The sequence below is a fragment of the Streptomyces sp. NPDC057445 genome (genome assembly GCF_042802855.1).
Lineage (GTDB): Bacteria > Actinomycetota > Actinomycetes > Streptomycetales > Streptomycetaceae > Streptomyces.
In genome coordinates this window covers 169841-194415 of sequence record NZ_JBHVDH010000008.1, presented here as the reverse complement: position 1 = coordinate 194415, position 24575 = coordinate 169841, and the positions used below count along the sequence as shown (strand labels likewise).

Annotated in this window: 22 protein-coding genes and 2 tRNA genes; 16 read left to right on the top strand and 8 right to left on the bottom strand. The window is 71.1% G+C overall.

All coding sequences use genetic code 11. The features are described 5' to 3' along the window. Nucleotides 1–155: 155 nt before the first annotated feature. The 3 genes from ACFU5O_RS19685 to ACFU5O_RS19675 are packed head-to-tail and all read left to right on the top strand — an operon-like array spanning nt 156 to nt 2935. Nucleotides 156–1202, top strand: coding sequence for a chorismate-binding protein (locus ACFU5O_RS19685; protein WP_384242053.1), 1047 nt, complete (start codon nt 156–158; stop codon nt 1200–1202). Next, on the top strand, nt 1202–2032 hold the full coding sequence (locus ACFU5O_RS19680; protein WP_384242052.1) for an aminotransferase class IV: 831 nt from the start codon (nt 1202–1204) through the stop codon (nt 2030–2032). The genes ACFU5O_RS19685 and ACFU5O_RS19680 overlap by 1 nt, the downstream gene beginning before the upstream one ends. Nucleotides 2033–2089: 57 nt before the next feature. Continuing rightward, a complete protein-coding gene (locus tag ACFU5O_RS19675) occupies nt 2090–2935 on the top strand; it encodes a GNAT family N-acetyltransferase (protein WP_384242050.1) in 846 nt (281 codons plus the stop codon). Nucleotides 2936–3131: 196 nt separating this feature from the next. Here the strand turns inward: ACFU5O_RS19675 and ACFU5O_RS19670 are convergent, their stop codons facing one another. After that, nucleotides 3132–3653, bottom strand: coding sequence for a DsbA family protein (locus ACFU5O_RS19670; RefSeq protein WP_384242048.1), 522 nt, complete (start codon nt 3651–3653; stop codon nt 3132–3134). 239 nt (nt 3654–3892) lie between these two features. Here ACFU5O_RS19670 and ACFU5O_RS19665 point away from each other — a divergent pair, with 239 nt between their 5' ends. Together ACFU5O_RS19665 and ACFU5O_RS19660 are read left to right on the top strand one after the other, a co-directional pair. Beyond that, on the top strand, nt 3893–4330 hold the full coding sequence (locus tag ACFU5O_RS19665; RefSeq protein WP_384242045.1) for a hypothetical protein: 438 nt from the start codon (nt 3893–3895) through the stop codon (nt 4328–4330). Between the two features lie 234 nt (nt 4331–4564). Next, on the top strand, nt 4565–4717 hold the full coding sequence (locus ACFU5O_RS19660) for a hypothetical protein (protein ID WP_242333034.1): 153 nt from the start codon (nt 4565–4567) through the stop codon (nt 4715–4717). A gap of 30 nt (nt 4718–4747) precedes the next feature. Here the strand turns inward: ACFU5O_RS19660 and ACFU5O_RS19655 are convergent, their stop codons facing one another. Together ACFU5O_RS19655 and ACFU5O_RS19650 are read right to left on the bottom strand one after the other, a co-directional pair. Continuing rightward, nucleotides 4748–5305, bottom strand: a complete 558-nt coding sequence (locus ACFU5O_RS19655) for a CGNR zinc finger domain-containing protein (protein ID WP_384242043.1) — start codon at nt 5303–5305, stop codon at nt 4748–4750. Between the two features lie 198 nt (nt 5306–5503). Next, complete coding sequence (locus tag ACFU5O_RS19650) at nt 5504–5917, bottom strand: SsgA family sporulation/cell division regulator (protein WP_003959770.1); 414 nt, start codon at nt 5915–5917, stop codon at nt 5504–5506. Nucleotides 5918–6106: 189 nt separating this feature from the next. On the opposite strand from ACFU5O_RS19650, the gene ACFU5O_RS19645 reads away from it, so the two are divergent. Both ACFU5O_RS19645 and ACFU5O_RS19640 read left to right on the top strand, forming a co-directional pair. Continuing rightward, complete coding sequence (locus tag ACFU5O_RS19645) at nt 6107–6586, top strand: TIGR02611 family protein (protein ID WP_384242042.1); 480 nt, start codon at nt 6107–6109, stop codon at nt 6584–6586. A 65-nt stretch (nt 6587–6651) separates the two neighbouring features. Beyond that, nucleotides 6652–6726 (top strand) — tRNA-Val (locus ACFU5O_RS19640). A gap of 90 nt (nt 6727–6816) precedes the next feature. Here ACFU5O_RS19640 and ACFU5O_RS19635 read toward each other — a convergent pair. Then, nucleotides 6817–9333 (bottom strand): SCO7613 C-terminal domain-containing membrane protein, encoded by a 2517-nt coding sequence (locus ACFU5O_RS19635; RefSeq protein ID WP_384242041.1) that lies wholly within the window; start codon nt 9331–9333, stop codon nt 6817–6819. 93 nt (nt 9334–9426) lie between these two features. On the opposite strand from ACFU5O_RS19635, the gene ACFU5O_RS19630 reads away from it, so the two are divergent. Continuing rightward, on the top strand, nt 9427–9888 hold the full coding sequence (locus tag ACFU5O_RS19630; protein WP_384242038.1) for an SRPBCC family protein: 462 nt from the start codon (nt 9427–9429) through the stop codon (nt 9886–9888). A gap of 39 nt (nt 9889–9927) precedes the next feature. Next, nucleotides 9928–9999, top strand: a tRNA-Val gene (locus tag ACFU5O_RS19625). Nucleotides 10000–10066: 67 nt separating this feature from the next. Here the strand turns inward: ACFU5O_RS19625 and ACFU5O_RS19620 are convergent. Further along, nucleotides 10067–10795 carry a 3'-5' exonuclease gene (locus tag ACFU5O_RS19620; RefSeq protein WP_384242036.1) on the bottom strand — a complete coding sequence of 243 codons (729 nt, stop codon included), beginning with the start codon at nt 10793–10795 and terminating at the stop codon, nt 10067–10069. A gap of 172 nt (nt 10796–10967) precedes the next feature. Between ACFU5O_RS19620 and ACFU5O_RS19615 the strand changes: the two genes are divergently transcribed. From ACFU5O_RS19615 to thrS, 3 genes are all read left to right on the top strand, one after another. Beyond that, nucleotides 10968–11531 carry a DUF4365 domain-containing protein gene (locus ACFU5O_RS19615; RefSeq protein WP_384242034.1) on the top strand — a complete coding sequence of 188 codons (564 nt, stop codon included), beginning with the start codon at nt 10968–10970 and terminating at the stop codon, nt 11529–11531. Further along, nucleotides 11528–12823, top strand: a complete 1296-nt coding sequence (locus ACFU5O_RS19610) for a hypothetical protein (protein ID WP_384242262.1) — start codon at nt 11528–11530, stop codon at nt 12821–12823. Before ACFU5O_RS19615 ends, ACFU5O_RS19610 begins: the two co-directional genes overlap by 4 nt. Before the next feature lie 833 nt (nt 12824–13656). Further along, nucleotides 13657–15633: a threonine--tRNA ligase gene (gene thrS, locus ACFU5O_RS19605; RefSeq protein ID WP_384242031.1), complete on the top strand. Its 1977-nt coding sequence runs from the start codon at nt 13657–13659 to the stop codon at nt 15631–15633. An 18-nt stretch (nt 15634–15651) separates the two neighbouring features. Here the strand turns inward: thrS and ACFU5O_RS19600 are convergent, their stop codons facing one another. Next, a complete protein-coding gene (locus tag ACFU5O_RS19600; RefSeq protein WP_384242029.1) occupies nt 15652–16344 on the bottom strand; it encodes a potassium channel family protein in 693 nt (230 codons plus the stop codon). 67 nt (nt 16345–16411) lie between these two features. Here ACFU5O_RS19600 and ACFU5O_RS19595 point away from each other — a divergent pair, with 67 nt between their 5' ends. After that, nucleotides 16412–16972: an HIT family protein gene (locus tag ACFU5O_RS19595; RefSeq protein ID WP_384242027.1), complete on the top strand. Its 561-nt coding sequence runs from the start codon at nt 16412–16414 to the stop codon at nt 16970–16972. A gap of 15 nt (nt 16973–16987) precedes the next feature. On the opposite strand, the gene ACFU5O_RS19590 is transcribed toward ACFU5O_RS19595, so the two are convergent. Together ACFU5O_RS19590 and ACFU5O_RS19585 are read right to left on the bottom strand one after the other, a co-directional pair. Then, nucleotides 16988–18646: a hypothetical protein gene (locus ACFU5O_RS19590; protein WP_384242024.1), complete on the bottom strand. Its 1659-nt coding sequence runs from the start codon at nt 18644–18646 to the stop codon at nt 16988–16990. Nucleotides 18647–18813: 167 nt separating this feature from the next. Then, nucleotides 18814–21021 carry an elongation factor G-like protein EF-G2 gene (locus ACFU5O_RS19585; RefSeq protein WP_384242022.1) on the bottom strand — a complete coding sequence of 736 codons (2208 nt, stop codon included), beginning with the start codon at nt 21019–21021 and terminating at the stop codon, nt 18814–18816. 256 nt (nt 21022–21277) lie between these two features. Between ACFU5O_RS19585 and pgsA the strand changes: the two genes are divergently transcribed. From pgsA to ACFU5O_RS19570, 3 genes are read left to right on the top strand one after another with little or no spacing between them, the layout of a single operon-like run. Further along, the gene (pgsA, locus tag ACFU5O_RS19580; RefSeq protein ID WP_384242020.1) at nt 21278–21940 is read left to right on the top strand and encodes a phosphatidylinositol phosphate synthase; all 663 of its coding nucleotides are present in this window, start codon (nt 21278–21280) and stop codon (nt 21938–21940) included. Further along, nucleotides 21937–22833 (top strand): phosphatidylinositol mannoside acyltransferase, encoded by an 897-nt coding sequence (locus ACFU5O_RS19575; protein WP_384242017.1) that lies wholly within the window; start codon nt 21937–21939, stop codon nt 22831–22833. Before pgsA ends, ACFU5O_RS19575 begins: the two co-directional genes overlap by 4 nt. Next, a complete protein-coding gene (locus tag ACFU5O_RS19570; RefSeq protein WP_384242015.1) occupies nt 22830–23990 on the top strand; it encodes a glycosyltransferase family 4 protein in 1161 nt (386 codons plus the stop codon). The genes ACFU5O_RS19575 and ACFU5O_RS19570 overlap by 4 nt, the downstream gene beginning before the upstream one ends. The last annotated feature ends 585 nt before the right edge of the window (nt 23991–24575 follow it).

The window sequence follows — 24575 nt, the reverse complement described above, 5'->3', positions numbered from 1 at the left end:
TCCCGGCGACGTGTTGAACTCTAGCGGATTCCTGGGCCAGCACAAAAACGCGTTTCCGCAGCGTGCTGAGCTGTGTTCACGGCGGGTTCACCGCCGGGTGCGGCCCGGGACCGGGCCGGAGCGGCCGACCGGGCTTCGGCCATAGACTCTCAGCCGTGCACGACCTCCATCCTCTGGCCCGCTTCGGCAGCCTCGTCGCCACCGACCTCAGGGACGTCACGAGTGACCCTGAGGCCCTCGATTCGTCGGGCTTCTGGGCGGTCGCGGCCGACTTCGAGGGCCGCCTCACCTGCGCGCGCTTCGGTGACGTACGTCATGAGCCGGTGCCGGCCCCGGAGCCCGGGCGCTGGCGCGGGCCCGCCGCGGAGGACTGGACGTCGTCGCTGGACCGGGCGGGATACACCGCACGCGTACGCCGGATCCGTGAGCACATCGCCGCCGGTGATGTCTACCAGGCCAATCTCTGCCGTGTTCTGACCGCACCCCTGCCCGTCCCGGACCTCGCGGACGTCGACGCCCTGACCTCGCTGCTGGCGCTCGGTAACCCGGCCCCCTATGCAGGAACGATCCGGCTGCCCGCGCACGGTGTGGAGATCGCCACCGCGTCGCCCGAGCTCTATCTGCGCCGCGAGGACCGCACCGTGGAGTCGGGGCCGATCAAGGGGACCGGCCGCACCGCCGCCGATCTGCTGGAGAAGGACCACGCGGAGAACGTGATGATCGTGGACCTGGTCCGCAACGATCTCGGCCGCGTCTGTGCCACCGGAACGGTGACCGTCCCCGCCCTCTGCGCCGTCGAGGCCCACCCCGGCCTCGTCCACCTCGTCTCCACCGTGCGGGGCGAGCTCGCACCGGGCGCGGGCTGGCGCGCGCTTCTGGACGCCACCTTCCCGCCCGGATCCGTCACCGGGGCGCCCAAGTCGAGCGCCCTGCGGATCATCGAGGCGCTCGAGACCGCACCGCGCGGCCCCTACTGCGGGGGGATCGGCTGGGTCGACGCCGACCGGCGCACCGGTGAGCTGGCCGTCGGCATACGCACTTTCTGGATCGACCGGGCCGCGGGCGCGCTGCGGTTCGGCACCGGCGCCGGCATCACCTGGGGCTCCGACCCCGAGCGCGAGTGGGACGAGACCGAGCTGAAGGCGTCCCGGCTGCTCGCGGTAGCGTCGGGAACGTACGTGCAGAGTGGAAGGACCGCGTGATGAGGATCTGGGTCAACGGCGGACTCCGGGACGCCGACACAGCCCTGGTGTCCGTGCTCGACCACGGCATGACGGTGGGCGACGGCATCTTCGAGACCGTCAAGGCCACAGAGGGCCGTACCTTCGCCCTCACCCAGCACCTCGACCGGCTCACCCGCTCGGCCCGTGGACTCGGCCTGCCCGACCCGGACCACGAAGAGGTGCGGCGCGCCTGCGCTGCCGTACTGGAGGCGAACCCGATGCCGCTGGCCCGGCTGCGGATCACCTACACCGGCGGGCTCTCTCCGCTCGGCTCCGACCGTGGAGACGCGGGCCCCACGCTCGTCGTGGCGGCCGGAGAATCCACGCGCCGGCCCGACACCACGGCCGTGATCACCGTTCCGTGGACCCGCAACGAGCGCGGGGCGCTGACCGGGCTGAAGACCACCTCGTACGCCGAGAACGTCGTCGCCCTGGCCCGGGCCCATGAGCAGGGAGCGTCCGAGGCGCTGTTCGCCAACACCGTGGGACAGCTCTGCGAGGGCACCGGGTCCAACGTGTTCGTGGTCCTCGACGGCCGGCTGTACACCCCGCCGGTCTCCTCCGGCTGCCTCGCCGGCATCACCCGCGCCCTGACCGTCGAGTGGGCCGGTGCGCTGGAGACCGATCTGCCGCTGGACGCCCTGGACCGGGCCGAGGAGATCTTCCTGACCTCCACCCTCCGCGACGTCCAGGCCGTCCACCGGGTCGACGGACGCGAGCTGCCCGGCGCTCCCGGTCCGGTGACCGCGAAGGCGATGCGGATCTTCGAGGAGCGCTCCGCCGCCGACCCGGATCCGGCGGCCCCGTAGCCCGCAACCCTGCAAAACGTGGTGACGGGCGGCCGCGGGACCGGTAGAACACCCCTGATGACCACGACCCTGCGGCCGACCGGGCCGCTTCAGCGAGGCGACGGCGGAGCCCGGTCGCGAACGTACGACGTCTGCGTGAACAGCAGGCCCGTCGGCGCCATCGGGCTCACCACCAGTCCCGGCCTCGGCCCGACGGCAGGCGTCATCGAGTCCCTGACGATCGACGAGCCCGACCGGCGGCGAGGACGGGGTACCGTCGCGGCGCTCGCGGCGGAGGAGGTCTTCCGCGGCTGGGGCTGTACGCAGGTCCTCGCGTCCGTCCCGGTGGAGGCGACAGCGGCGCTGCGCCTGGCCACCGCGCTCGGGTACACCGAGCGCGGCCGGAACATGCTCAAGGAGCTGCCCGGCGGTACGTCGCCGCAGATGCCGGACGGAGCCGAGGGCCGGCCCATGACCGAGCACGAGTTCCAGGGCTGGTTCGCCGCAGCGATCGAGAGCTACACGCGGGAATGGGTCGAGCGCGGCGTCCCGCTCGAGCAGGCCCGGGCCAAGTCCGAAGCGGACCACTACGGCCTGCTCCCCGACGGTCCGGCCACCCACGGCGTCTGGATGAACGTCCTGGTCGCGGCCGGCGCCGTGGTGGGGCATCTGTGGGTCGCCGAACGCGAGGTGCTGCCGGGGGAGCGGGGCGCCTATGTGTACGACATCGAGGTCGCCGAGGAGCACCGGGGCCGGGGGTACGGGCGCGCGCTGATGCTCCTCGCAGAGCGGGTCGCCCGTGAGGAGGCCGGGGCGGCCCTGCTCGGACTGCATGTCTTCGCGGGCAACACCCCGGCACTCGGCCTCTATGAGTCGCTCGGCTACCGGACCACTCAGGTCAATCTGTTCAAGCAGCTGCTCTAGGGCCTCTCGTCCGTATCTTGCCGGGCTCGTGTGCCCTGGCGCCCTGATCCGGCCTGATCCGAACGAAAGGCCCTGGCCCCGCGACTTGCCCAGAGCTGCGCCTGGCAGGTACCCCTGGCACGCTCGCTGCGTTGTCGGGCTCGTCCACGTACGTCCAGTACGTGCACGATCGACGGCGCTGCGTCGCGGACACGGCCTACGCGCTCCGCTGCTCCGCGAGGAGCCGGTCGACGATCTCCTCGATCCGCTCGCGCAGGCCCTCCTGGCTCTTGCCGCCGTCAAGCCGCCGGCCGTCGATGACATACGTCGGGGTGCCGGTGACGCCGATCGCCTTGCCCTCGGCCTGGTCGGCGTCGACGACCAGGATGTGCCGGCCGTCGATCAGGGCGGTGTCGAACTCCTCGGCGTCCAGGCCGAGTTCACCGGCGATCCGCACGAGGAACGGCTCGCCGTTCCCGTCCAGCTCCTCGACCCGGCCGAGCACGGCCTCGACGTACGGCCAGCCCCTGCCCTGGACAGCGGCCTCCTCGGCGGCCTGCGCGGCGGCGAAGGAGTGCTTGTGCTTCTCCAGCGGGAAATGGCGCAGCCGCAGCTCCAGCCGGTCGCCGTAGCGCTCGCGCAGCGCGAGCACATCGGCGAGGGCGGTGCGGCAGTCGGGGCACTGCAGCTCGCACCAGACGTCCAGGACGACGGGGGCGGCAGGGGAGGTGTCGCTCATGGGCCCAGTCTCCCAGCCAAGCGTGGACCGTCCCAAACCGGCCGCGGAGCCGGGACCGGCCGGGGCCGACCGGCACCGACGGGGACCTGGGTAGGAGAACCGCCCCGGAGATCTCCCTGAGGTGTGGCCCGGACGTGGCCCGCCGGGGCCCGGGCGGTGCAGGATGGAAGGGGCATACCCGCCCTGCCCCGGACTTTCGCCCGGGGTGCCCCACTCGCTTCGCTCGCCTGGAGGACCGGATGCTTGCCGAGACCATCTTCTCCGCGGTGTCCGCGGCCGGGCTGGGCATTGCCGCGGTCATGGCATACCGGAAGCGTTTCCTGAGCGCGACCCGTATCGCCGCGTACGCGCTCGTGCCCCTCGGTCTGGTGCTGACGGGTGCGGTGGAATGGGTCGCCGGTACGGCCTTCAGCCCGGTGGCGTGGGCAGGCGTCGGGGTGCTGGGCCTCGCCTGGGTGCTGTTCATGACCAGCCGCGCGGTGGAGCGGCGTGCCCTCGGCAAGGCGCCCCAGGACACCACCCGCCCAGGGGCCGTGCCCCCGTCGTCCGCCCCGGCCCTCGGCAAGGCGTCCCGCAAACCCGGTCAGGCCGGCCGGTCGAAGGGCGGGCAGGGCACCGCCGGCCAGGGCGAGGACTTCAGTGACATCGAGGCGATCCTTAAGAAGCACGGCATCTGACCGGCCGACCGCCACGGTCGCTGGTCCTCGGTCAACATCCCGGCCTTGGCGGCGAGTTGACGCCACACACCGGGCCGGGCCTGAGACGGCCTCGTACGCCCAGGTCAGGCGGGGTGCCAACTTCCCTGCCATGGCCGGTGCGTGGTCATCGGGGCCACGGAACGGTGAACTCCCCGCATCGCGATGCGTGTTGCCCGATCATCGTGGGCCCCGCTGCGTCATCATCACCCCGAGATGCTGGATACCTCCCGGGGCCAGACCCCCGCCCCTGCCGATGAGCCGCGTGGTTGCCTCTTCGCGCTCTCTCAGCCGCCGCTGATGATCTTTCTTGCCGTGATCGGCTGTCTGCTTCTGATGGCCGCCGTCCACGACCTTTTTCTGCTGTGAGCGCTGTGAGCGCTGTGAGCGCCGTGAACGTCAGCCGGCCGCTTCCTTGCGGCGTGCCCGGTACGCGGCGACGTGCAGGCGGTTGCCGCAGGTGCGGCTGTCGCAGTAGCGGCGGGAGCGGTTGCGGGAGAGATCGACGAAGGCGCGCCCGCAGTCCGGCGCCTCGCAGCGTCGCAGCCGCTCCTGTTCGCCTGCGACGACGATGAAGGCCAGGGCCATGCCGCAGTCGGCTGCGAGGTGGTCGGCCACCGATGCGCCCGGCGCGAAGTAGTGGACGTGCCAGTCGTAGCCGTCGTGGTCGGTCAGCTGCGGGGTGGTGCCCGCCGCCGCGATGAGCTGGTTGATCAGCTCCGCGGCGGTCCGGGCGTCGCGGGCCGCGAAGACATCGGTGAAGCGGCTCCGGACCCCCCGTACGGAGTCGAGATCGGCCTCGGTCAGGTCCCCCACGCCGCTGACGTTGTGGCTTCGCACGAAGTCGTACAGCGAGGGAATGTCCTTGAGCTCGTCGTCCTCGGTCGGCTCCGGCGCGGTGTTCATCAGATCGACGACTGTGTCGAGGGCGATGCGGGTGTCGTGGGGGATCAGCACGATTCGCTCCCTGGCCTGCTGCGGGCTGGGCGCCCGCCGAATTGCGCTGACTCTAGCGTCTTGCCGCCGAACACAACGGCGCCGTCATCGCGGATCACTCCGCGATGACGGCGCCGTCACCTGCTGCATGCCGTAAGTGGTTCTCCGCACGGCGCCGTCTCCCCGAGTCGGACGGCGCCGAGCAGCCCTCTGCCTGGCTCAGCTTTCGGCCAGGATGTGCGAGAGTTCCGTATCGAGGTCGAAGTGACGATGCTCGGTGCCCGGTGGCACCGCGGCGTCGGTCCGCTTCAGGAACGACTCCAGGGCCCGCGCCGGGGCCTCGAGCAGGGCTTCGCCCTCCGGGGAGCTCAGAGCGATGCAGACGACGCCCTGGCCATGACTTCGCGAAGGCCAGACTCTGACGTCGCCGGTGCCGGTGGGCCGGTGCAGACCCTCGGCGAGGAGATCGCGGGCGAATACCCATTCGACCGTCTCCTCGGCTCCGGTGTGGAAGGTGGCGTGCACGGCGTAAGGATCGGCCGTGTCATACCGCAGGCCCGCGGGTACAGGCAGTGATGACTCGCTCGATACAACGAGGCGCAGGTGCAGCTCGCAGCTGACCGTGGTGTTCATAAGCGCCAGGGCCTTTCGCTCAGTGTGCGCTCGGGGATTCGCACGTCGGCGAAATCGACATGCCACCTACGGTGCCGTTGTAAACCCCTCTGTCCGTTTTGTGATCCTTGAGGTACCCCGTTCGGAGGATCCACACGTACGACCGTGCGGTCATTCCGGAGGTGCCCGGGGTCGGGTACTTTGGGCACTATGAATGCGGAGAGTGACGAGCGGGAGAGGACGGCCGCTTCGGTGGAGCCGGCACCCGCCACGGGGGACGTGACGTTGGGTGAGGTCGTGGACGAGGCGACCCATGAGCGGCCGCTCGGGTCCCGCGCGCCCGAGTTCGTGAGGGCGCGCCGGACCCTTCATCTGAGCTGGCAGGTCGGCGTTTTCATCGTCGGACTCGCCGTGGTCGGTGCGGGTGTCGTGATGCTGCCACTGCCCGGGCCCGGCTGGCTGGTCATCTTCGGCGGTATGGCGATCTGGGCAACCGAGTTCGTCTGGGCACAGCTGGTGCTGCGCTGGACGAAGCGGAAGGTGACCGAGGCCGCTCAGCGGGCGCTCGACCCGAGGGTGCGCCGCCGCAACATCATCCTCACCACGACCGGCCTGGTGATCATCGCGGTGCTGGTCGGGATCTATGTCTGGAAGTTCGGAATCGTGATGCCGTGGAAGATCGACGAGTGACGCAGGCGTGATCGCCGGGCCGTCATGAAGCACCGCTGACATGCGGTAATGTTTGCGGTGCGCCCGGGCGATTAGCTCAGTGGGAGAGCGCTTCGTTCACACCGAAGAGGTCACTGGTTCGAACCCAGTATCGCCCACCACCCGGACCGAAGGCCCCGGAGACACAGTCTCCGGGGCCTTCGGAATTTCACCCGTTCGGCCCATCGGTTCAGCCGGCCCGGCGCGTCGTCTCAGCGCATCCGGTTCACGATCTCCCGCAGCCTCCGGGCGTCCCGCAGACGCTGTTCGTAGGTCGCCCCGACCGCCAGGAGCAGCAGTCCGGCGAGGGCGGGCGGCAGCCAGCGGGGAAGGGCGCCGACCACCTGGACGACGTACGGGGCGAGCTCATGGAGCGCGTCCAGCGCCAGGGCCGCTCCGCCGAGCACGAGCAGGGCCTGCAGCCTCAGCCGGGCGCCGGCGAGCGTGATCACCAGGGCGGCCACGCCGAGAAGCAGCGGACGCAGCCAGTGCGCGTCGTCCCACGCCGCGAAGAGGCTCGGCACCAGGGTCGCCGCCAGGCCCGGACCGTACGCCACCCATGACGAGGCCTCCGGGTCGCGCCGGCGCCGCAGCAGGCCGACGGCCAGCGCCGGAACGGTGACCGGCAGCGTGTACGCCTCGGGCACCGATACGTCCGAAGCCGCGAGCCGTACCCAGCTGGCAAGCACGAACAGCGCCGCAGCGGCGTACCCGGCGACGGGTCGCCGCTCGGGCCGTACCGCGGTGCCTGCGGCGACGACACCCGCGAGGGCGAGCACCAGCGCGAGGGTCGGCGCGTCCGGCACCGCCAGGGCGATCGCCACGAGACCGGCCGCGGCACCGGTGAGTTCGACCGGGAGTACGACGGGGTGCCTTCGCAGCCGCGCCCCGAGGAGCGCGGTGGCCGCGGGGACGGCGAGGAGCGCGAGCCCCGCCCGGCCCGACGGAAGCCCGACGGCGGCCGCCGTGGCCCCGACGAGCCCGGTGCTCCACACGACGGTGACGCACGCCGATACCGTCCGGGTCGCCCCCCGCCCCGCGACGGACGCGGCCGCGGACGCCACGGCGAGCACACCGAGCACGGCGAACGTGGCAGGGCGGGTGGCCAGCCCGAGCAGCGCCACGCCCAGCCCGGCCGCGAGTCCGCAGACGAGCGCGGTGACCGCGAAAGCGGTCGAGGCGCCGACGAGCGGGCCGGACGCGGTGCCGGGGGCTTCCTGACCGCGGTCCGTTTCCGAGTCCGCCCCTGAATCGGAGCCCGTCGCGGGAGGGGCGCTGCCGGGTGCCGGTTCCGGCGCGGTGCGAGGGGCCAGGACCGCTATCGCCAATGCCGCCGTCGCCACCACGAGCTGGACGGCGAGTGTGGCGGCGTAGGGCAGGGCGAGGGCCATGGGCGCCGCGAAGGCCGCGCACCAGGCCAGGGCGAGCGCCGTGCAGTTCATGGCCGTACGGGGCAGCGTGAGTGCCGGGAACGTGCGGGGCGCCGACCAGAGGACCGCGGCCACCACGGTCAGGACCATCGGTGAGGTGGACATGCCCGGCAGGGGCGTACCCGCCTCGGGGGCGCCCGACCACACTCCGCCGAGCATGCCCACCGGGCGCAGAAGCGCCGAGGCGACGAGCGGCAGTGCCCACAGGGTCGCGGCCGCGTGGACCAGACCCGACGCGACGGCGAGGCCGGTCAGGATTCCGCGCGGAGCCCTGGTCCGTACGACCGCGAGCAGTGTGACGGCGCAGAGCAGATAGCCGGGCACCGCCCAGTCCAACGACACCGTCGTACGGAGCACACCGCCGACCGCGGCGACTGCGGCGAGACCCCCCGCCGCAGCGGTCACCGGAGCGGCAGAAGGCGCGCGCCATGCGGCGCCGAGGGCCAGGCCCGCGGCAGCGAGGAGCAGCATCGCGGGCCCGGCCGCAGCGGCCGGAGTGTCCGCCGTCACCGACAGCCAGAGCCCCGTGAGCAGTGTCCAGCCGCCGGTGGCCGCCGCTCCCGCCACGGCGAGCCCGCGGACGGCGGCGGGCTTCGAGACAACCGCGATCACCACATCCGTCAAGGCGGTCGCCAGAGTCGCCCACGCGATGGCCGAGGCACTCGCGTCCGCCGCCAGCGCCCAGAGCGGCAAGGACAGTTGGACGCTCACCACGGCCACGGGAACGGGGATGCGCAGCTTGCCGACCGCCGTGCCGTACGCCGTCCACAGCCCCGCGAGCACGCCGGACGCGACGGCCGTGTACCCGACGGCGTCGGTGTCCGGCAGCGCCACGCGGTGCAGGGCGTACGCGTCGAGAACCATGAGGACCAGACCGAGTGCCGCCACCGACTCGGCGGTCGACGTCAGCCCGCGCCGCAGCAGCAGCACCGGCGTGGCGAGGGCTGCCACGGTCACGGCGCCGAGCACCAGGGAACGCCCGCCGATACCCATGTGACCCCAGCTGACCAGGGTGAAGGCGACAGCGGCGATCGTCAGCAGGATCCCGCCCAGGGTGAGCAGCACGTTCTGCGCGCTCGGCGGCGATGTCTCAGGGGCGGGGCGCGAGGGCCACGCGGCGCCCCAGGGACGTGCCGGACCCGCCGGTCCCGCGACACCCGGACCCGAGGGCTGCAGGGCCCGCAGTGTCTGCACCAGCCAGGCCCTGCGGGCCATCAGCTGGGCCCGCCGCGCTTCGAGTTGAGCCAGCTCACCGTCGAGGAGCCGCAGTTCCTCGGCGGGCGGCAGTACGTTCTCCATGCCGAGCAGTGTGGTGCGCGACACATGGCGCCGATATGCGCGCGCGTACTCAGATCGGGAGTGAGTACACCCCCGCGGGAGCAGACTCGGAGCATGAACTGGCACCACTACCGCTTCCGTAGTGTCTGGGAGCTCCCGGCTCCGCCCGCCGCCGTCTACGCCGCGCTTGAACGGCCGGAGGACTACCCGCGCTGGTGGCCCCAGGTCCGTGAGGTGACACTTCTCGACGACCGCAGCGCCAAGGCCCGTCTGCGCTCCGTCCTCCCGTACGACCTCGTCGTCACGGCCCTCGAACGCCTCCGGGATCCCGAATTCCGGATCCTGGAGGTGGAACTGGCGGGCGACCTCACCGGCTGGGCCCGCTGGACGGTGGTGCCGCGGCTCGGCGGTGGTACCCGGGCCCGCTACGACCAGGAGGTGGAGGTGCAGCGGGCGCTGATGCGGCGCATGGCCGTCCCCGGGCGCCCCGCCTTCCTGGCGAACCACGCCCTGATGATGCGGGGCGGTCGACGCGGCCTCAGTGCGTACCTGACGGGCGGCCCGAAGGGAGTTTGAAGGAAACCCGTCGGTACCTGTATGGTTCAGTGCGTTCCCGGGCGATTAGCTCAGTGGGAGAGCGCTTCGTTCACACCGAAGAGGTCACTGGTTCGAACCCAGTATCGCCCACCGGGAGAGGCCGGTCCGTCATCGACGGACCGGCCTTACTTGTCCGCTGCGCCGTCCGCACGGGCAATCAGGCAGCCTGCGCCGGGAGTTCCGGGCGCAACGGCCACGCCGGGTCCACCGCCTCCTCGGACCCGTTCCGTGCGAACCACGCCTGCAGACCACGTGCCTGCGCCGCGTGCCACACCGCCTGGAGAGTGTGCAGCTCCGGAGGCGAGAGCCGCTCCAGACGTGCGGCGAAACGCCGTCCCACCGCTCGTACGACCTCCAGCGCCGCCACCGCGTCGGCCGCGGCCTCATGTGCCCCGTCCAGCGCGACACCGTACTGGGCGCACAGATCCGTGAGGGTGCGCCGGCCCTTGCGGTAGCGGTCCAGATGCTTGTCGAGAACCCGTGGGTCCAGGACGCACATCGGCACGCTCTCCAGATAGTGGCCCAGCGACGACGCGCGGTGGCGGCGCAGTTCGCGGTCGAGCAGCGTCAGGTCGAACGGCGCGTTCATCACGACGAGCGGCCTTCCCGCGGCACACTGCTCGGCGAGCGCCCGGCCTATCTCCTCCATCACCGGGGCGGGCCAGCGGCCGTTGTGCTGCAGGTGCTCATCGGTCAGCCCGTGCACGGCGGTGGCCCCAGGAGGTACCGGTATGCCCGGATTGACCAGCCAGGCGGTGACGCGTGCGCGACCACCCGCCGAATCCTGGACCACCAGCGCCGCGGAGACGATGCGGTCCTCCTCGACGTCCACTCCCGTTGTCTCTGTGTCAAATGCGGCCAGGGGCCCCTCAAACCAGTGCGTCATCCCCGAACTCCTCGCCCACTCCTGGCAGATGGTGGGATCCCCCTGCCCGAATCGGTGATACCCGCCCTGTTTGCGCAGTACGCAGGCGGGTGACAACACAGATGACGGGGCGAGCGGTTGACGACTCGTCATGGGGATAACGATCGGCACAGCCCGGAAGGCAGACGGAGCCATGGCGCTCGCGCAGCCCGAACCGGGTGCGCTGCCCGAGCGGACCGTACCGCTGCGCGGAGCACTCGCCACCACCGCCTGCATGGAGACCCTCCAGGTGGGGTATCTGCACGCGGTCGCGGCCGCCGCGGGCTGCTCGCTGTCCCAGCCGTTCCCGGACAACGGGATCGACTGGCACGTCAGCCACAGCGCTCCCGGACACACCGTCGACGACGAAGTCACCATCAAGGTGCAGCTGAAGGCGACCTACCAGATCCCGCCGCACCCGCCGGGTCCGGCGTTCTCGTTCACGCTCGACAACGACCACCTGGTGAAGCTGGCCCGGAGTCCGGTGTCGGTGCACAAGATCCTCGTGGTGATGATCGTGCCCAGGACCCAGGAGGAATGGCTGCGGGCCAGCCACGACCGGCTCGACCTGCGCCACTGCTGCTACTGGACCAACCTGGCGGGCCACCCGGTGACGGGCCGGCGCAGGACCACCGTGCGGATCCCGACCTCGCGCATCTTCGACGACCGGGCGCTCTGCGAGATCATGACCCGGGTCGGGGTGGGAGGGAGACCCTGATGCACCGCCCGATCGACGAACCCGTCAACGAAGTCATGCCGTCAGGCCCGCAGCGGGCCGTCGGCTCACATCCGCTCGCGCACCCGCATCCGGTGCCGTTGCCGCTCGCGGACGACGTGCCCGCCCCCTGGTTCGGCAGCGAGGGACCGGACCCGGCACAGATCGACCCCGTCGTGCTGGCGGCGCTGCTCGACCGGCACGGGTGGCGCAGGCGCGGGGGAGCGGCGGGACGGTACGCCCGCTGGACGCCACCGGGTCCGGCGGCCGGCGGTACGAGCCTGCTCGTCCCGGAGAGCCGGGCCTTCCCGGACTGCGAGGACCTGCTGAGCGAGGCGCTCACCGCGCTCGCGCGCTCCGCCGCGCCGTCGGCCCGGGAGGTGCTCGTCGGACTCGCCGTCCCCAGCGACGAGATCCGGTGGTGGCGGGACGTGCCGCAGGGGCCTTCGGGCGCGGTCGCCTGGACCGTGCAGGAACAGCTGCGGTCCGCCGCCCGGCAGCTGCTGCTCGCCGGTGCTCTCGCGGCACGCGGGCGCGCCGGGTACTACGGGGCCCGGCACCGGCGGCAGGCGCTCGCGGCCCTGGGGGGCGTCCTGGTCGGCCCGGCTCCGGGCGGGCGCGGCCTCACCGCGTTCGTGCCGGTGGAGACGGGGCGGTCGGTGGCAGTCAGCCTGCACCACGCGCTCCACGCCACTCGCGAGGCGGTCGACTACCAGCGGGCCACCGGCGGAATGGAGGCCTTCGACACGGCTGTCGAGGCGGGGGTCAGCCGTGAGCTGACCGAGGCCGTCGTGGCACTGGTGCGCGGTACGGAGGGCGCTCGCATCGCCCTGGCCTGGTCCCCGTCGGCCGGCGTCCCGGAAGGCTGCGCGGCCCGCCCGGAGCCCGTCGAGTTCTCACCAGGGGATCTGCCCGCCCTCCGCGAGGCGGGCGCCCGCTATCTCCGTGACGAGCCCTCCGTCCCCGTCCGCATCACAGGCGCGGTGGTAAGGATGCGGCGCTCGGGCACGCGGGGCGAGGGCACCGTACGGCTGCGCGTCCTGGCGGGAGCCGAGGTGCCGCACGTCCGCGCGGTGCTCGACGAGGAGTCGTACCGCATAGCCGGTCACGCCCACCTCGTCGGGCTTCCCGTCCGCGTCATCGGCCGCCTCGAAAGCCGCGGCGGCTTCCGCCGCCTCAGCGACGCGACGGGTGTGGTGCCGGTGCAGGTCGACGACGCGGAACGGGACCGGCTGATGAAGGCGCTCCACGAGAACCTGGACTTCTTCGAGGACGCCTGCGGCGGGGAGGACTGACCGGGCTCGGCCTCGCCCGGGGCGGGGCCGGGGGATGGTTCGGTCCCGCCGTCGGGCAGGGGCTTCTTCCTGCGCCGCCGGGCGCCGGCTGCAGGGAAGGGGCGTCCCTGCGCGGGCACGGAGGGCCGACGAGGACCGGGCCCGGGACAGGGTGAGCGCCGTCCTTCGCTACGGAAGCGGTGGCCGGGGCCGGGTCGTGGCCGGTGGCCGGGCGTCCCTACAGGGATCCGCCCGCGCCCGACCCGGGTCCCGTGGGGCGGTCGCCTTCGTCGCGGAGGTCCGCGTGCATCGCGGAACGCGGGATCCGGTACTGGGCGGGTGGCCGGGCGACGTCCACTGCGGCCACACCACGGCACGCGTATGGCGTGCGGTCGGGTCACGCGCGTCGAGAACGTCCGACGGGGCGCGCCCGTGCCTGCGATGCGGCCGGCACGGACGCCCGAGGTCCGGGCCGTGCTCGACCTGGGTTCCGGTGAGGTGGCCGACCTTCGGCGCGGAGAGGATCGAGTGCATCGCGCGGAGCTCGGGATCGGTAATCGGTATCGGACTGCGGCAGGCGGGCAGGCGGGCAGGCGGGCGGGCGGGGCCCCGCGGACGTGTGAAGGCGCTGCGCCTTGTGGGACACCCGTGCCGCCGGTGCGGCCGGCCGCGGCGCTCGTCCCGGACCGGGCCCGTCGGCACGGCCGCGCGAACCGGGGCCGTGCTCCGTCGCCCGTCGCGGGCAGCGCGCGTTTAAACCGTTTCGCAGGCACGCTCCCCGGCTCGGTAGCATGACGTATTGCGTACGCAAGACGTTATGGGGCGTGCGCTTCCTCATCAGACAGGAGAGACCGGTGTCAGACGTCCGTGTGATCATCCAACGCGATTCCGAGCGGGAAGAGCGCGTGGTGACCACGGGCACCACGGCGGCCGAGCTCTTCGCCGGTGAGCGCACCGTCATCGCCGCGCGCGTCGCCGGTGAGCTGAAGGACCTCGCTTACGAGGTGAAGGACGGCGAGGCGGTCGAGCCCGTCGAGATCTCCTCCGAGGACGGCCTCAACATCCTGCGGCACTCCACCGCGCATGTCATGGCGCAGGCCGTGCAGGAGCTCTTCCCCGAGGCCAAGCTCGGTATCGGCCCGCCGGTCCGTGACGGCTTCTACTACGACTTCGACGTCGCGAAGCCGTTCACCCCCGAGGATCTCAAGGCCGTCGAGAAGAAGATGCAGGAGATCCAGAAGCGCGGCCAGCGCTTCTCGCGGCGCGTCGTCACCGACGAGGCCGCACGCGAGGAGCTCGCGGACGAGCCGTACAAGCTGGAGCTCATCGGCATCAAGGGCTCCGCGTCCTCCGACGACGGTGCGAATGTCGAGGTGGGCGGCGGCGAGCTGACCATCTACGACAACCTGGACGCCAAGACGGGCGACCTGTGCTGGAAGGACCTCTGCCGGGGTCCCCACCTGCCCACCACCCGCAACATCCCCGCGTTCAAGCTCATGCGCAACGCCGCGGCCTACTGGCGCGGCAGCGAGAAGAACCCGATGCTGCAGCGCATCTACGGCACCGCCTGGCCGTCCAAGGAAGAGCTGAAGGCGCACCTGGACTTCCTCGCAGAGGCCGAGAAGCGCGACCACCGCAAGCTCGGCAACGAACTGGACCTGTTCTCCTTCCCGGACGAGGTCGGCTCCGGTCTCGCGGTCTTCCACCCCAAGGGCGGTGTCATCCGCCGGGTCATGGAGGACTACTCGCGCAAGCGCCACGAGGAGCACGGCTACGAGTTCGTGTACTCGCCTCACGCGACCAAGGGCAAGCTCTTCGAGAAGTCGGGCCACCTCGACTGGTACGCCGAGGGCATGTACCCGCCCATGCAGCTCGACGAGGGCGTGGACTACTACCTCAAGCCCATGAACTGCCCGATGCACAACCTGATCTTCGATGCGCGTGGGCGTTCGTACCGCGAACTGCCGCTGCGTCTCTTCGAGTTCGGGACCGTGTACCGGTACGAGAAGTCGGGCGTCGTGCACGGTCTGACCCGCGCCCGAGGCTTCACCCAGGACGATGCGCACATCTACTGCACCCGGGAGCAGATGGCGGAGGAGCTGGACTCCACGCTCACCTTCGTCCTGGACCTGCTGCGCGACTACGGTCTGACCGACTTCTACCTGGAGCTCTCCACCAAGGACCCGGAGAAGTTCGTCGGCTCCGACGAGGTCTGGGAGGAGGCCACCGAGGTGCTGCGGCAGGTGGCCGAGAAGCAGGGCCTTCCGCTCACCCCCGATCCGGGCGGCGCGGCCTTCTACGGCCCGAAGATCTCCGTGCAGGCGAAGGACGCGATCGGCCGTACCTGGCAGATGTCGACCGTCCAGCTCGACTTCAACCTGCCGGAGCGCTTCAACCTGGAGTACACCGGCCCCGACGGCACCAAGCAGCGTCCGGTCATGATCCACCGTGCGCTGTTCGGCTCCATCGAGCGCTTCTTCGCGGTGCTGCTCGAGCACTACGCGGGCGCCTTCCCGGCCTGGCTGGCGCCCGTCCAGGCGCTGGGCATCCCGATCGGCGACGCCCACGTCCCCTACCTCCAGGAGTTCGCCGCCAAGGCGAGGAAGCAGGGGCTCCGCGTCGAGGTGGACGCCTCCTCGGACCGTATGCAGAAGAAGATCCGCAACGCCCAGAAGCAGAAGGTGCCCTTCATGGTCATCGCGGGCGACGAGGACATGGAGAACGGCGCGGTCTCCTTCCGCTACCGCGACGGCTCGCAGGAGAACGGCATTCCGGTCGACGAGGCGATCGGCAAGATCGCGAAGATCGTCGAGGAGCGCGCACAGATCTGAGCCTGTCGGTATCACTACTCAGGGAGAGGCCCCCGGAGGACGCCCGTCCTCCGGGGGCCTTTTCTCGTCCTCACGGGTGAAGACCTGGATCAGCCATGACGAGAACGAACCGGTCACCGCTCCCAGCAGGGCCAGCCCACAGATCATCAGCCCGACGGCGATGACCCGTCCCCAGGGCGTCACCGGTGTCACGTCGCCGTAGCCCACCGTGGTCAGCGTCTCGCACGCCCACCAGACGGAGTCCCCGAACGTGCGGATCGATGCTCCTGGCGCCGACCGCTCCTGGTGATAGACGGCGAGGGCCCCCGCCCAGCCCAGCAGGAGGGCCGTCAGACCGGCGTAAGCGATCACCCGCACATAGAGGCTGAGGGCCGGCCGGTCACGCCGCCGCTGGAGCGTGGTGTAGAGCTTGACCAGGCGCAGCGGACGCAGCAGCGGCAGGATCAGTACCAGGGCGTCCAGCCAGTGCGTCCGCAGGAAGCGGTGCAGTCGCTGACCGCTGAGCCGCAGCCGCACCGCAAAGTCGGCTGCGAAGACGAGCCACATGAGGAGCATCACTCCGAAGGCGAGTTCCCGCCAGATCCGGTCCACGTCCTCGGCCAGCACGCGCACCGAGTAGGCAGCCAGGAAGACCAGCGAGCCCCAGAACAGCGGCAGCTCGACCCGCTGCTCCCAGCGCTGGAGCGGGGTCTCCGCCTCGTCGACGTCCATCGGCCCAGCATCGCCGGGACCGGCCCGCGTCCGCCCCCGGCGACACGCTCCGTACGGGCGAAGTCATATGCTGCACAACATGACGAGTGAGCCGGAGCAGCAGATCGGAGTCGGTATCCAGGACGCCTTCCAGCGTCTGTGGACTCCCCACCGGATGGCATACATCCAGGGTGAGAACAAGCCGACCGGGCCGGGAGCCGATGACGGCTGCCCCTTCTGCTCCATTCCCGCGAAGTCCGACGAGGACGGACTCGTCATCGCGCGCGGGGAGAGCGTCTACGCGGTGCTCAATCTCTACCCGTACAACGGCGGGCATCTCATGGTCGTGCCGTTCCGGCACGTCGCCGACTACACGGACCTCGACGAGGCGGAGACCGCCGAGCTCGCCGCCTTCACCAAGCGGGCGATGACGGCGCTGCGTACGGCTTCCGGTGCGCACGGCTTCAACATCGGCATGAACCAGGGCTCCGTCGCCGGGGCCGGTATCGCCGCCCATCTGCACCAGCACGTGGTGCCGCGCTGGGGCGGCGACACCAACTTCATGCCGGTCGTCGGCCACACCAAGGTGCTGCCTCAACTCCTCGCCGACACGCGGAAGATGCTCGCGGACGCCTGGCCGGCCGCGTAGCCGCGGCCGGCGCGGTCACGCGTCGTACACGTCCGCCTTGCGGGGCGCCGGGTCCTGCACCGCTCCACTGACCATCATGGAGCGGTTGCTGAAACGCTCGGTGTCCACCCCGTTCTCCTCCAGCACGCGCATCGCCGCGGCGTGCGTCACCCGCAGCACGGGGGTCGCCGCGCGCATGGCGTCGTCCGCCATGAAGCGGTGCCGCCAGGGCTTGTCCGCCCAGGCATGACGCAGGCCGAACGGCTCCGGGAGCACCAGCTTTCCGCCGAGGAAGTCCAGCAGTGGCGGGTACCAGGTGAACGGTGCCCGCACCATCAGCCGCACGACCTCGGGCGTCTCCACCAGCGGCAGGGTCCGTGTCGTGGTCTCCCAGAACCTCATCGTCTTGGCGACCTCGACGGTCTTGGGCGCGGGCTTGGTGGTGAACAGGGAGTGCACAGGGCCGAGTGCATGCCCGGTGACCTCGATACGCAGGGTCTCGTAGAGCACCGTCACCGTGATCATCATCGTGATCACCAGTTGTCCGTCCCACAGGGTGAACTGCACGCCCAGGTAGTGGCGGTTTCCGCTGCCGAACTGCTGGTGGTCGCAGATGCGCTGTATCTCGTGGCGCTTGACCTGGAACTTGTTGTCCACGTTCTGGCCCTCGGGCCTCGCCACCTCCGCCGCGTTCTCACCGACGGGCACGACGACCCAGTGCTTCACCGAGGGCTTCGGGAAACCCCCCGTGTTCAGCGGTCCGCGCTGCAGCAGCGTCAGCTGGTCGTGGATGACCTTGATGACGTCCCAGCTGCGGAACTGGTGGAACTCCTTGTGGGGTGCCTTCGCCACCAGCTCCTCCGCGAGCTGCCAGCTGCCCCAGCGGGTGCCCATGCCGAGTATCCCCTTGGGGCCCGCGTAGAAGACCGAATTGGCGTGCTGCTCCGCGGTGAGCAGCTCCAGACCCTGGCGCAGCTGCTCGGCAGCGGTCTCGTTCGGGTTCCCGGGCACGGCCTCCGGGACCTTCGCGCCGATGCCGCCGCCGGACAGGAGGCTGTCCCAGCGCTCGCGCATGTCCTTCGCCGTGGATTCGCAGATCCGCTTCGCGAGCAGCCAGCCGATCACCGGGGCGACGAGCATGCCCCGGAGGTAGTACCCCCAGAAACCGGTGAACGGCAGCTTGAGCAGGAAGACCACCGCCAGGATGGCCACCCCGGCCATCAGCGCGCCGCCGATCGCCCCCGCCTTCTTGTCCTTCGCCCCCGCGATCATGCGGCGCAGCTGGAACACACCGATCCAGAGCAGCATCCCGGGCAGGAACAGCAGCCCGAACACCGCCATGATCACGGTGAGTTTCGCGTCCCTCTCCTTGCGGATCCGGGTCGCCGCGAGCGCGTGCTCGACGACGGCCTGCGGCTCCGTACCGAACGACTGGACCAGCGGTTTGCGGCCGCCGCCCAGCATCCGCACCTGAATCGCCCGTGAGAACGCCTCGCCCAGATTCGGCTCGAAGAGCGAGATCTTGGGCTTGGTCACCTTGGACTCGTGCCACTCGCTGTTGGCCTTGAGGATGTCCTCGAGCTTGCCGTCCCGGTACGCGGCCGAGGCGAGCGCATGCGTCGCCGCCGTCTGGCCGGCCGCCCCCTGCAGCGGCACCTGCGCCCCGGGAGAGAAATCGAATGCCTGGTCCGCCACCGCACCGCCCCCATCGCCGCAACCGTCCGCTCTGCGACTGTTCCCGACTGCCGCGCCCCGCACACCTTCTGAACTGGGCACCCCAGCCTATCGAGGACGCGGCGTGTCCGCCTCATCACCATGAAATGCCGCCCGCCGCAAGGGGGTACGGCGGGCGGCACGCCCAACTACTGACCCGTCTCGGCCTGTTCGCGGATCTTGTCGGCCAACTGCGGGGGCATCGCCTCATGGCGGGCGTACGAGCGGTCGAAGCGGCCCGTGCCGTGCGAGATCGACCGCAGATCGACCGCGTACCGGCCGATCTCGATCTCAGGTACCTCGGCCCGCACCAGCGTCCGGCCAGGGCCCGCCTGCTCGGTGCCGACCACCCGGCCGCGCCGGCCGGACAGATCGCTCATGACCGAGCCGACGTACTCGTCGGGCACCATCACCTGAACCTCGGCCACCGGCTCCAGCAGATGGATCCGTGCGTCGGCCGCCGCCTCACGCAACGCCAGCGCACCGGCCGTCTGGAACGCGGCGTCCGACGAGTCCACCGAGTGCGCCTTCCCGTCCCGCAGCGTCACCCGTACGTCGACCAGCGGATAGCCGGCCGCGACGCCCTTCGCCGCCTGCGCCCGGATGCCCTTCTCCACGGACGGGATGAACTGCCGCGGCACCGCACCGCCGACAACCTTGTCGACGAACTCGACACCGGAGCCGGGCGGCAGCGGTTCGACCTCGATCTCACAGATCGCGTACTGGCCGTGACCGCCGGACTGCTTCACATGACGCCCGCGCCCCGCGGAGGACTGGCCGAACGTCTCCCGCAGCGACACCTTGTACGGGACCACGTCGACCTGCACCCCGTAACGGCTGCGCAGCCGCTCCAGCGCCACGTCCATGTGCGCCTCGCCCAGGCACCACAGCACCACCTGGTGCGTGTCCTTGTTCTGCTCGAGACGCATCGTCGGATCCTCCGCGACCAGCCGAGAAAGACCCTGCGAGAGCCGGTCCTCGTCCGCCTTGCTGTGCGCCTGGATGGCCAGCGGCAGCAGCGGGTCGGGCATCGCCCACGGTTCCATCAGCAGTGGATCGTCCTTGGACGACAGCGTGTCCCCGGTCTCGGCCCGTCCCAGCTTCGCGACACACGCGAGATCGCCCGCGATGCACGAGCCGACCGTCCGCTGCTGCTTCCCGAAGGGGGACGTCAGCGCACCGACGCGCTCGTCCACGTCGTGATCCTCATGACCACGGTCCGCCAGCCCGTGCCCGGACACATGCACCGTCTCGTCCGGGCGCAGCGTCCCTGAGAACACCCGCACCAGCGACAGCCGTCCGACATACGGGTCGGACGCCGTCCTGACCACCTCGGCGACCAGCGGGCCGTCGGGGTCGCAGCTGATCGCGGGGCGCGCCATGCCCTCGGGCGTGGTGACCGCGGGCGCCTCCCGCTCCAGCGGGGTCGGGAACCCGCCGGTGATCAGCTCCAGCAGCTCGACCGTGCCGAGGCCCTGCTTCCCGCCGTCCGAGGGGGGCGCGGCGGCCAGCACGGGATGGAAGACTCCCCGGGCGACGGCCTTCTCCAGGTCGTCGATCAGGGTCTTGATGTCGATCTTCTCGCCGCCCAGATAGCGGTCCATGAGGGTCTCGTCCTCGCTCTCCGCGATGATTCCCTCGATGAGCCGGTTGCGGGCCTCCTCGATGAGCGGCAGCTGGTCGGGGTCCGGGGACTTCTCCGTGCGCCCGCCGTCGGAGTAGTCGAACAGCTGCTGCGACAGCAGCCCGATCAGGCCGGTCACGGGCGCGTGCCCGTCCGCTGCCTCCGGACCGTGCAGGGGAAGATACAGCGGGAGTACGGCGTCGGGGTCGTCCCCGCCGAAGATCTGCCCGCAGACCCGGGTGAGCTCGTCGAACCCGGTGCGCGCCGTCTCCAGATGTGTGACCACGATGGCCCGGGGCATCCCGACCGCGGCGCACTCCTCCCACACCATGCGGGTCGAAGCCGCGACGGCGTCGGCTTCCTGCGCCGCGGAGACGACGAAAAGGGCCGCGTCCGCGGCTCGCAGACCGGCCCTGAGTTCCCCGACGAAGTCGGCGTATCCGGGGGTGTCCAGCAGATTGATCTTGTAGCCGTCCCATTCGAGCGGGACGAGGCTGAGCTGGACGGAGCGTTGCTGACGGTGCTCGATCTCGTCGTAGTCCGAGACCGTGCCCCCGTCCTCGACCCGGCCGGCCCTGTTGACCGCCCCCGTGGCCAGCGCGAGGGCCTCGACCAGGGTCGTCTTGCCCGATCCACTGTGGCCGACCAGCACCACATTCCGTACGGATGTCGGCCGGTCGGCCGTTGTCGCCCTGCCGGCGGCTCCGGGGTGTGCGTTCGCCTTGTCGCCCATGATTCGTTCCTCCCGACTGATTGCACGGTGAGGTGAGGGCGCGGACCCGGGGGCCGTGATGGGGAGACCCCCGGCCGGAGACTGAGGATGCTCCGGCGAATGCCCGCGGTGGTCTTTCGAGCTTTCCACTCCCGTCATGGTGCGTCCATACGTCGTACGCGACCGGGGGAGTCCGCTGGCGACGGAACGGCGTGACTACGATGGGCCAGCCGGTGGCCGTTGGGGCCGCGCGGCGCACCGACCCCCCGGGAAGGCCATGCTGAACAAGTACGCGCGTGCGTTTTTCACGCGTGTCCTCACGCCGTTCGCCGCGTTTCTGCTCCGCCGCGGGGTGAGCCCGGACGCGGTCACGCTCGTGGGCACGGCAGGAGTCATGGTGGGCGCGCTGGTCTTCTTCCCACGCGGAGAGTTCTTCTGGGGGACCATCGTCATTACCTTGTTCGTCTTCTCGGACCTCATCGACGGGAACATGGCACGCCAGGCCGGGGTGTCCAGCCGGTGGGGCGCCTTCCTCGACTCGACGCTGGACCGGGTCGCGGACGGGGCCATTTTCGGCGGCTTCGCCCTTTGGTACGCGGGCAAGGGCGACGACAATGTGCTGTGTGCGGTCGCCATCTTCTGCCTGGCCAGCGGCCAGGTCGTCTCGTACACGAAGGCGCGGGGCGAGGCGATCGGACTGCCGGTCGCGGTGAACGGACTGGTGGAACGGGCCGAGCGGCTCGTCATCTCGCTCGTTGCCGCGGGTCTCGCCGGGCTCCACGAGTTCGGGGTCCCCGGCGTCGACATCCTGTTGCCGATCGCGCTGTGGGTCGTGGCGGTCGGCTCGCTGGTGACCCTGGGGCAGCGGGTGGTGACGGTACGCCGTGAGGCGGCAGAGGCGGACGCGGCGGCGTCCTCTGAGGGGAGTGGGGCGTCGTGAAGGAACGGCTGACGGACACGCTGTACGGACTGGGCTGGGCCGCGGTCAAGAAGCTCCCGGAGCCGGTCGCCGCGGCGCTCGGCCGGACCATCGCCGACACCGCGTGGAAGCGGCGCGGCAAGGGAGTGCTGCGCCTCGAGTCCAACCTGGCCCGGGTCGTCCCCGATGCGGGACCCGAGCGGCTCGCCGAGCTGTCGAAGGCCGGCATGCGCTCGTACATGCGGTACTGGATGGAATCCTTCCGGCTTCCCACCTGGAGCCAGGAGCGCGCGAAGCGGAGCTTCGAGCTGAAGGACGTCCACAACCTGACCGACGCGCTCGCATCCGGCAGGGGCGTCGTCGTCGCGCTGCCGCACCTCGCCAACTGGGACCTCGCCGGTATCTGGGTCACCCGTGCGCTGGGCATCCCGTTCACCACGGTCGCCGAACGCCTCAAGCCGGAGACGCTGTACGACCGGTTCGTCGCCTACCGCGAGTCGCTGGGCATGGAGGTACTGCCGCACACCGGCGGCTCCGCCTTCGGCACGCTCGCCCGGCGGCTGCGCGACGGGGGCATGGTCTGTCTGGTCGCCGACCGTGACCTGTCGGAATCCGGCGTCGAGGTGAAGTTCTTCGGCGAGACGGCCCGGATGCCCGCGGGCCCCGCGCTGCTCGCCCAGCAGACCGGCGCGGTGCTGCTCCCCGCGACGCTCTGGTACGACGAGACCGCCGTGATGAAGGGCCGCATCCACCCGCCCCTCGACATACCGGAGACAGGTACCCGGGCCGAGAAGACGTCTGTGATGACACAGGCGCTGGCGGACGTCTTCGCCACCGGAATCGCCGACCACCCGGAGGACTGGCACATGCTGCAGCGGTTGTGGCTCTCGGACCTCGAGGAGCGGCAGACGTGAGGATCGGCATTGTCTGCCCGTACTCCTGGGACGTTCCCGGCGGTGTCCAGTTCCACATCAGGGACCTGGCCGAGCACCTGATCAGGCTGGGCCACGAGGTGTCGGTGCTCGCGCCGGCGGACGACGACACACCGCTGCCGCCGTACGTCGTCTCGGCCGGCCGGGCCGTTCCCGTGCCGTACAACGGCTCCGTCGCCCGCCTCAACTTCGGCTTCCTGTCCGCGGCGCGGGTGCGGCGCTGGCTGCACGACGGCACTTTCGACGTGATCCACATCCATGAGCCGGCCTCGCCGTCGCTCGGGCTGCTGTCCTGCTGGGCGGCCCAGGGCCCGATCGTCGCCACCTTCCACACCTCCAACCCGCGTTCACGGGCGATGATCGCGGCCTATCCGATCCTGCAGCCCGCGCTGGAGAAGATCAGCGCGCGCATCGCGGTCAGCGAGTACGCCCGGCGGACCCTCGTCGAGCACCTGGGGGGCGACGCCGTCGTCATCCCCAACGGCGTCGACGTGGACTTCTTCGCCGATGCCGGGCCGAGGCCCGAGTGGCAGGGCGGGACGATCGGGTTCATCGGCCGCATCGACGAGCCGCGCAAAGGTCTCCCGGTGCTCATGAAGGCGCTGCCGAAGATCTTCGCGGAGCGGCCCGGCACACGACTGCTGGTCGCGGGACGCGGCGACGAGGAGGAGGCGGTCTCCTCGCTCCCGCCGGAGCTGCGCTCGCGCGTGGAGTTCCTCGGCATGGTGAGCGACGAGGACAAGGCGCGGCTGCTGCGCAGCGTCGATGTGTACGTCGCCCCGAACACGGGCGGCGAGAGCTTCGGGATCATCCTGGTCGAAGCCCTGTCGGCGGGCGCGCCGGTGCTGGCCTCCGACCTGGACGCCTTCGCCCAGGTCCTCGACCAGGGCGCGGCGGGCGAACTCTTCGCCAACGAGGACGCGGACGCGCTGGCCGCGGCGGCGATCCGGCTGCTCGGCGATCCGGCACGCCGTGAGCAACTGCGGGCGAAGGGCAGCGCGCACGTGCGGCGCTTCGACTGGTCGACCGTGGGCGCGGACATCCTCGCGGTCTACGAGACGGTGACGGACGGCGCGGCATCGGTGGCGGCGGACGAACGCCCGGGCCTGATGGCCCGCTTCGGCCTGGCCCGCGACTAGCCTCCGGCGGTGCGGGTGAGGTTGTCGGGGTTGGCCTGTGCCGTGACGGTTGGCCGGTGTGTCCGTCCTCAATCGCCGGACAGGCTTGGGTTGTCGGGGTTGGCCTGTGCCGTGACGGGGGCCGGGGTGTCCGTCCTCAAACGCCGGACGGGCTGTGGGTGGGGGGGCGGGGCCCCTCCGGGCTCGACTCCTCGGGGACGGCGGCGTACCGCCCACCTCAGGGGCAGCCAGTAGTCCCGCCGTCCCCTGCGGGGCCGAGCCTGCACGGCCCCGCCCCGGCAGCGTTGCCGACTACCGCCCGGTGGGTGGGCAACAGACACGCGACCACGGCGATCGGCCCACCACCTCCCGCCCCGAGGGGGCCGTGGAGGGGTCGTGTCCGGGACACTAAAGCGTGATTTGTGGCGCGGCGCGGGCTTCGCCGAAGTGGTGCCGGTCAGCGCGCCGTAAATCATGCCGTCCCGGATGCGAGCCCCGGAACGGCCCCCAACGCCACGCGACCCGGTCCGGGCCGACCCCGACCACCTGAGCCCGTCCGGCGATTGAGGACGGACACCCCGGCCAACAACACGGCACAGGCCAGCC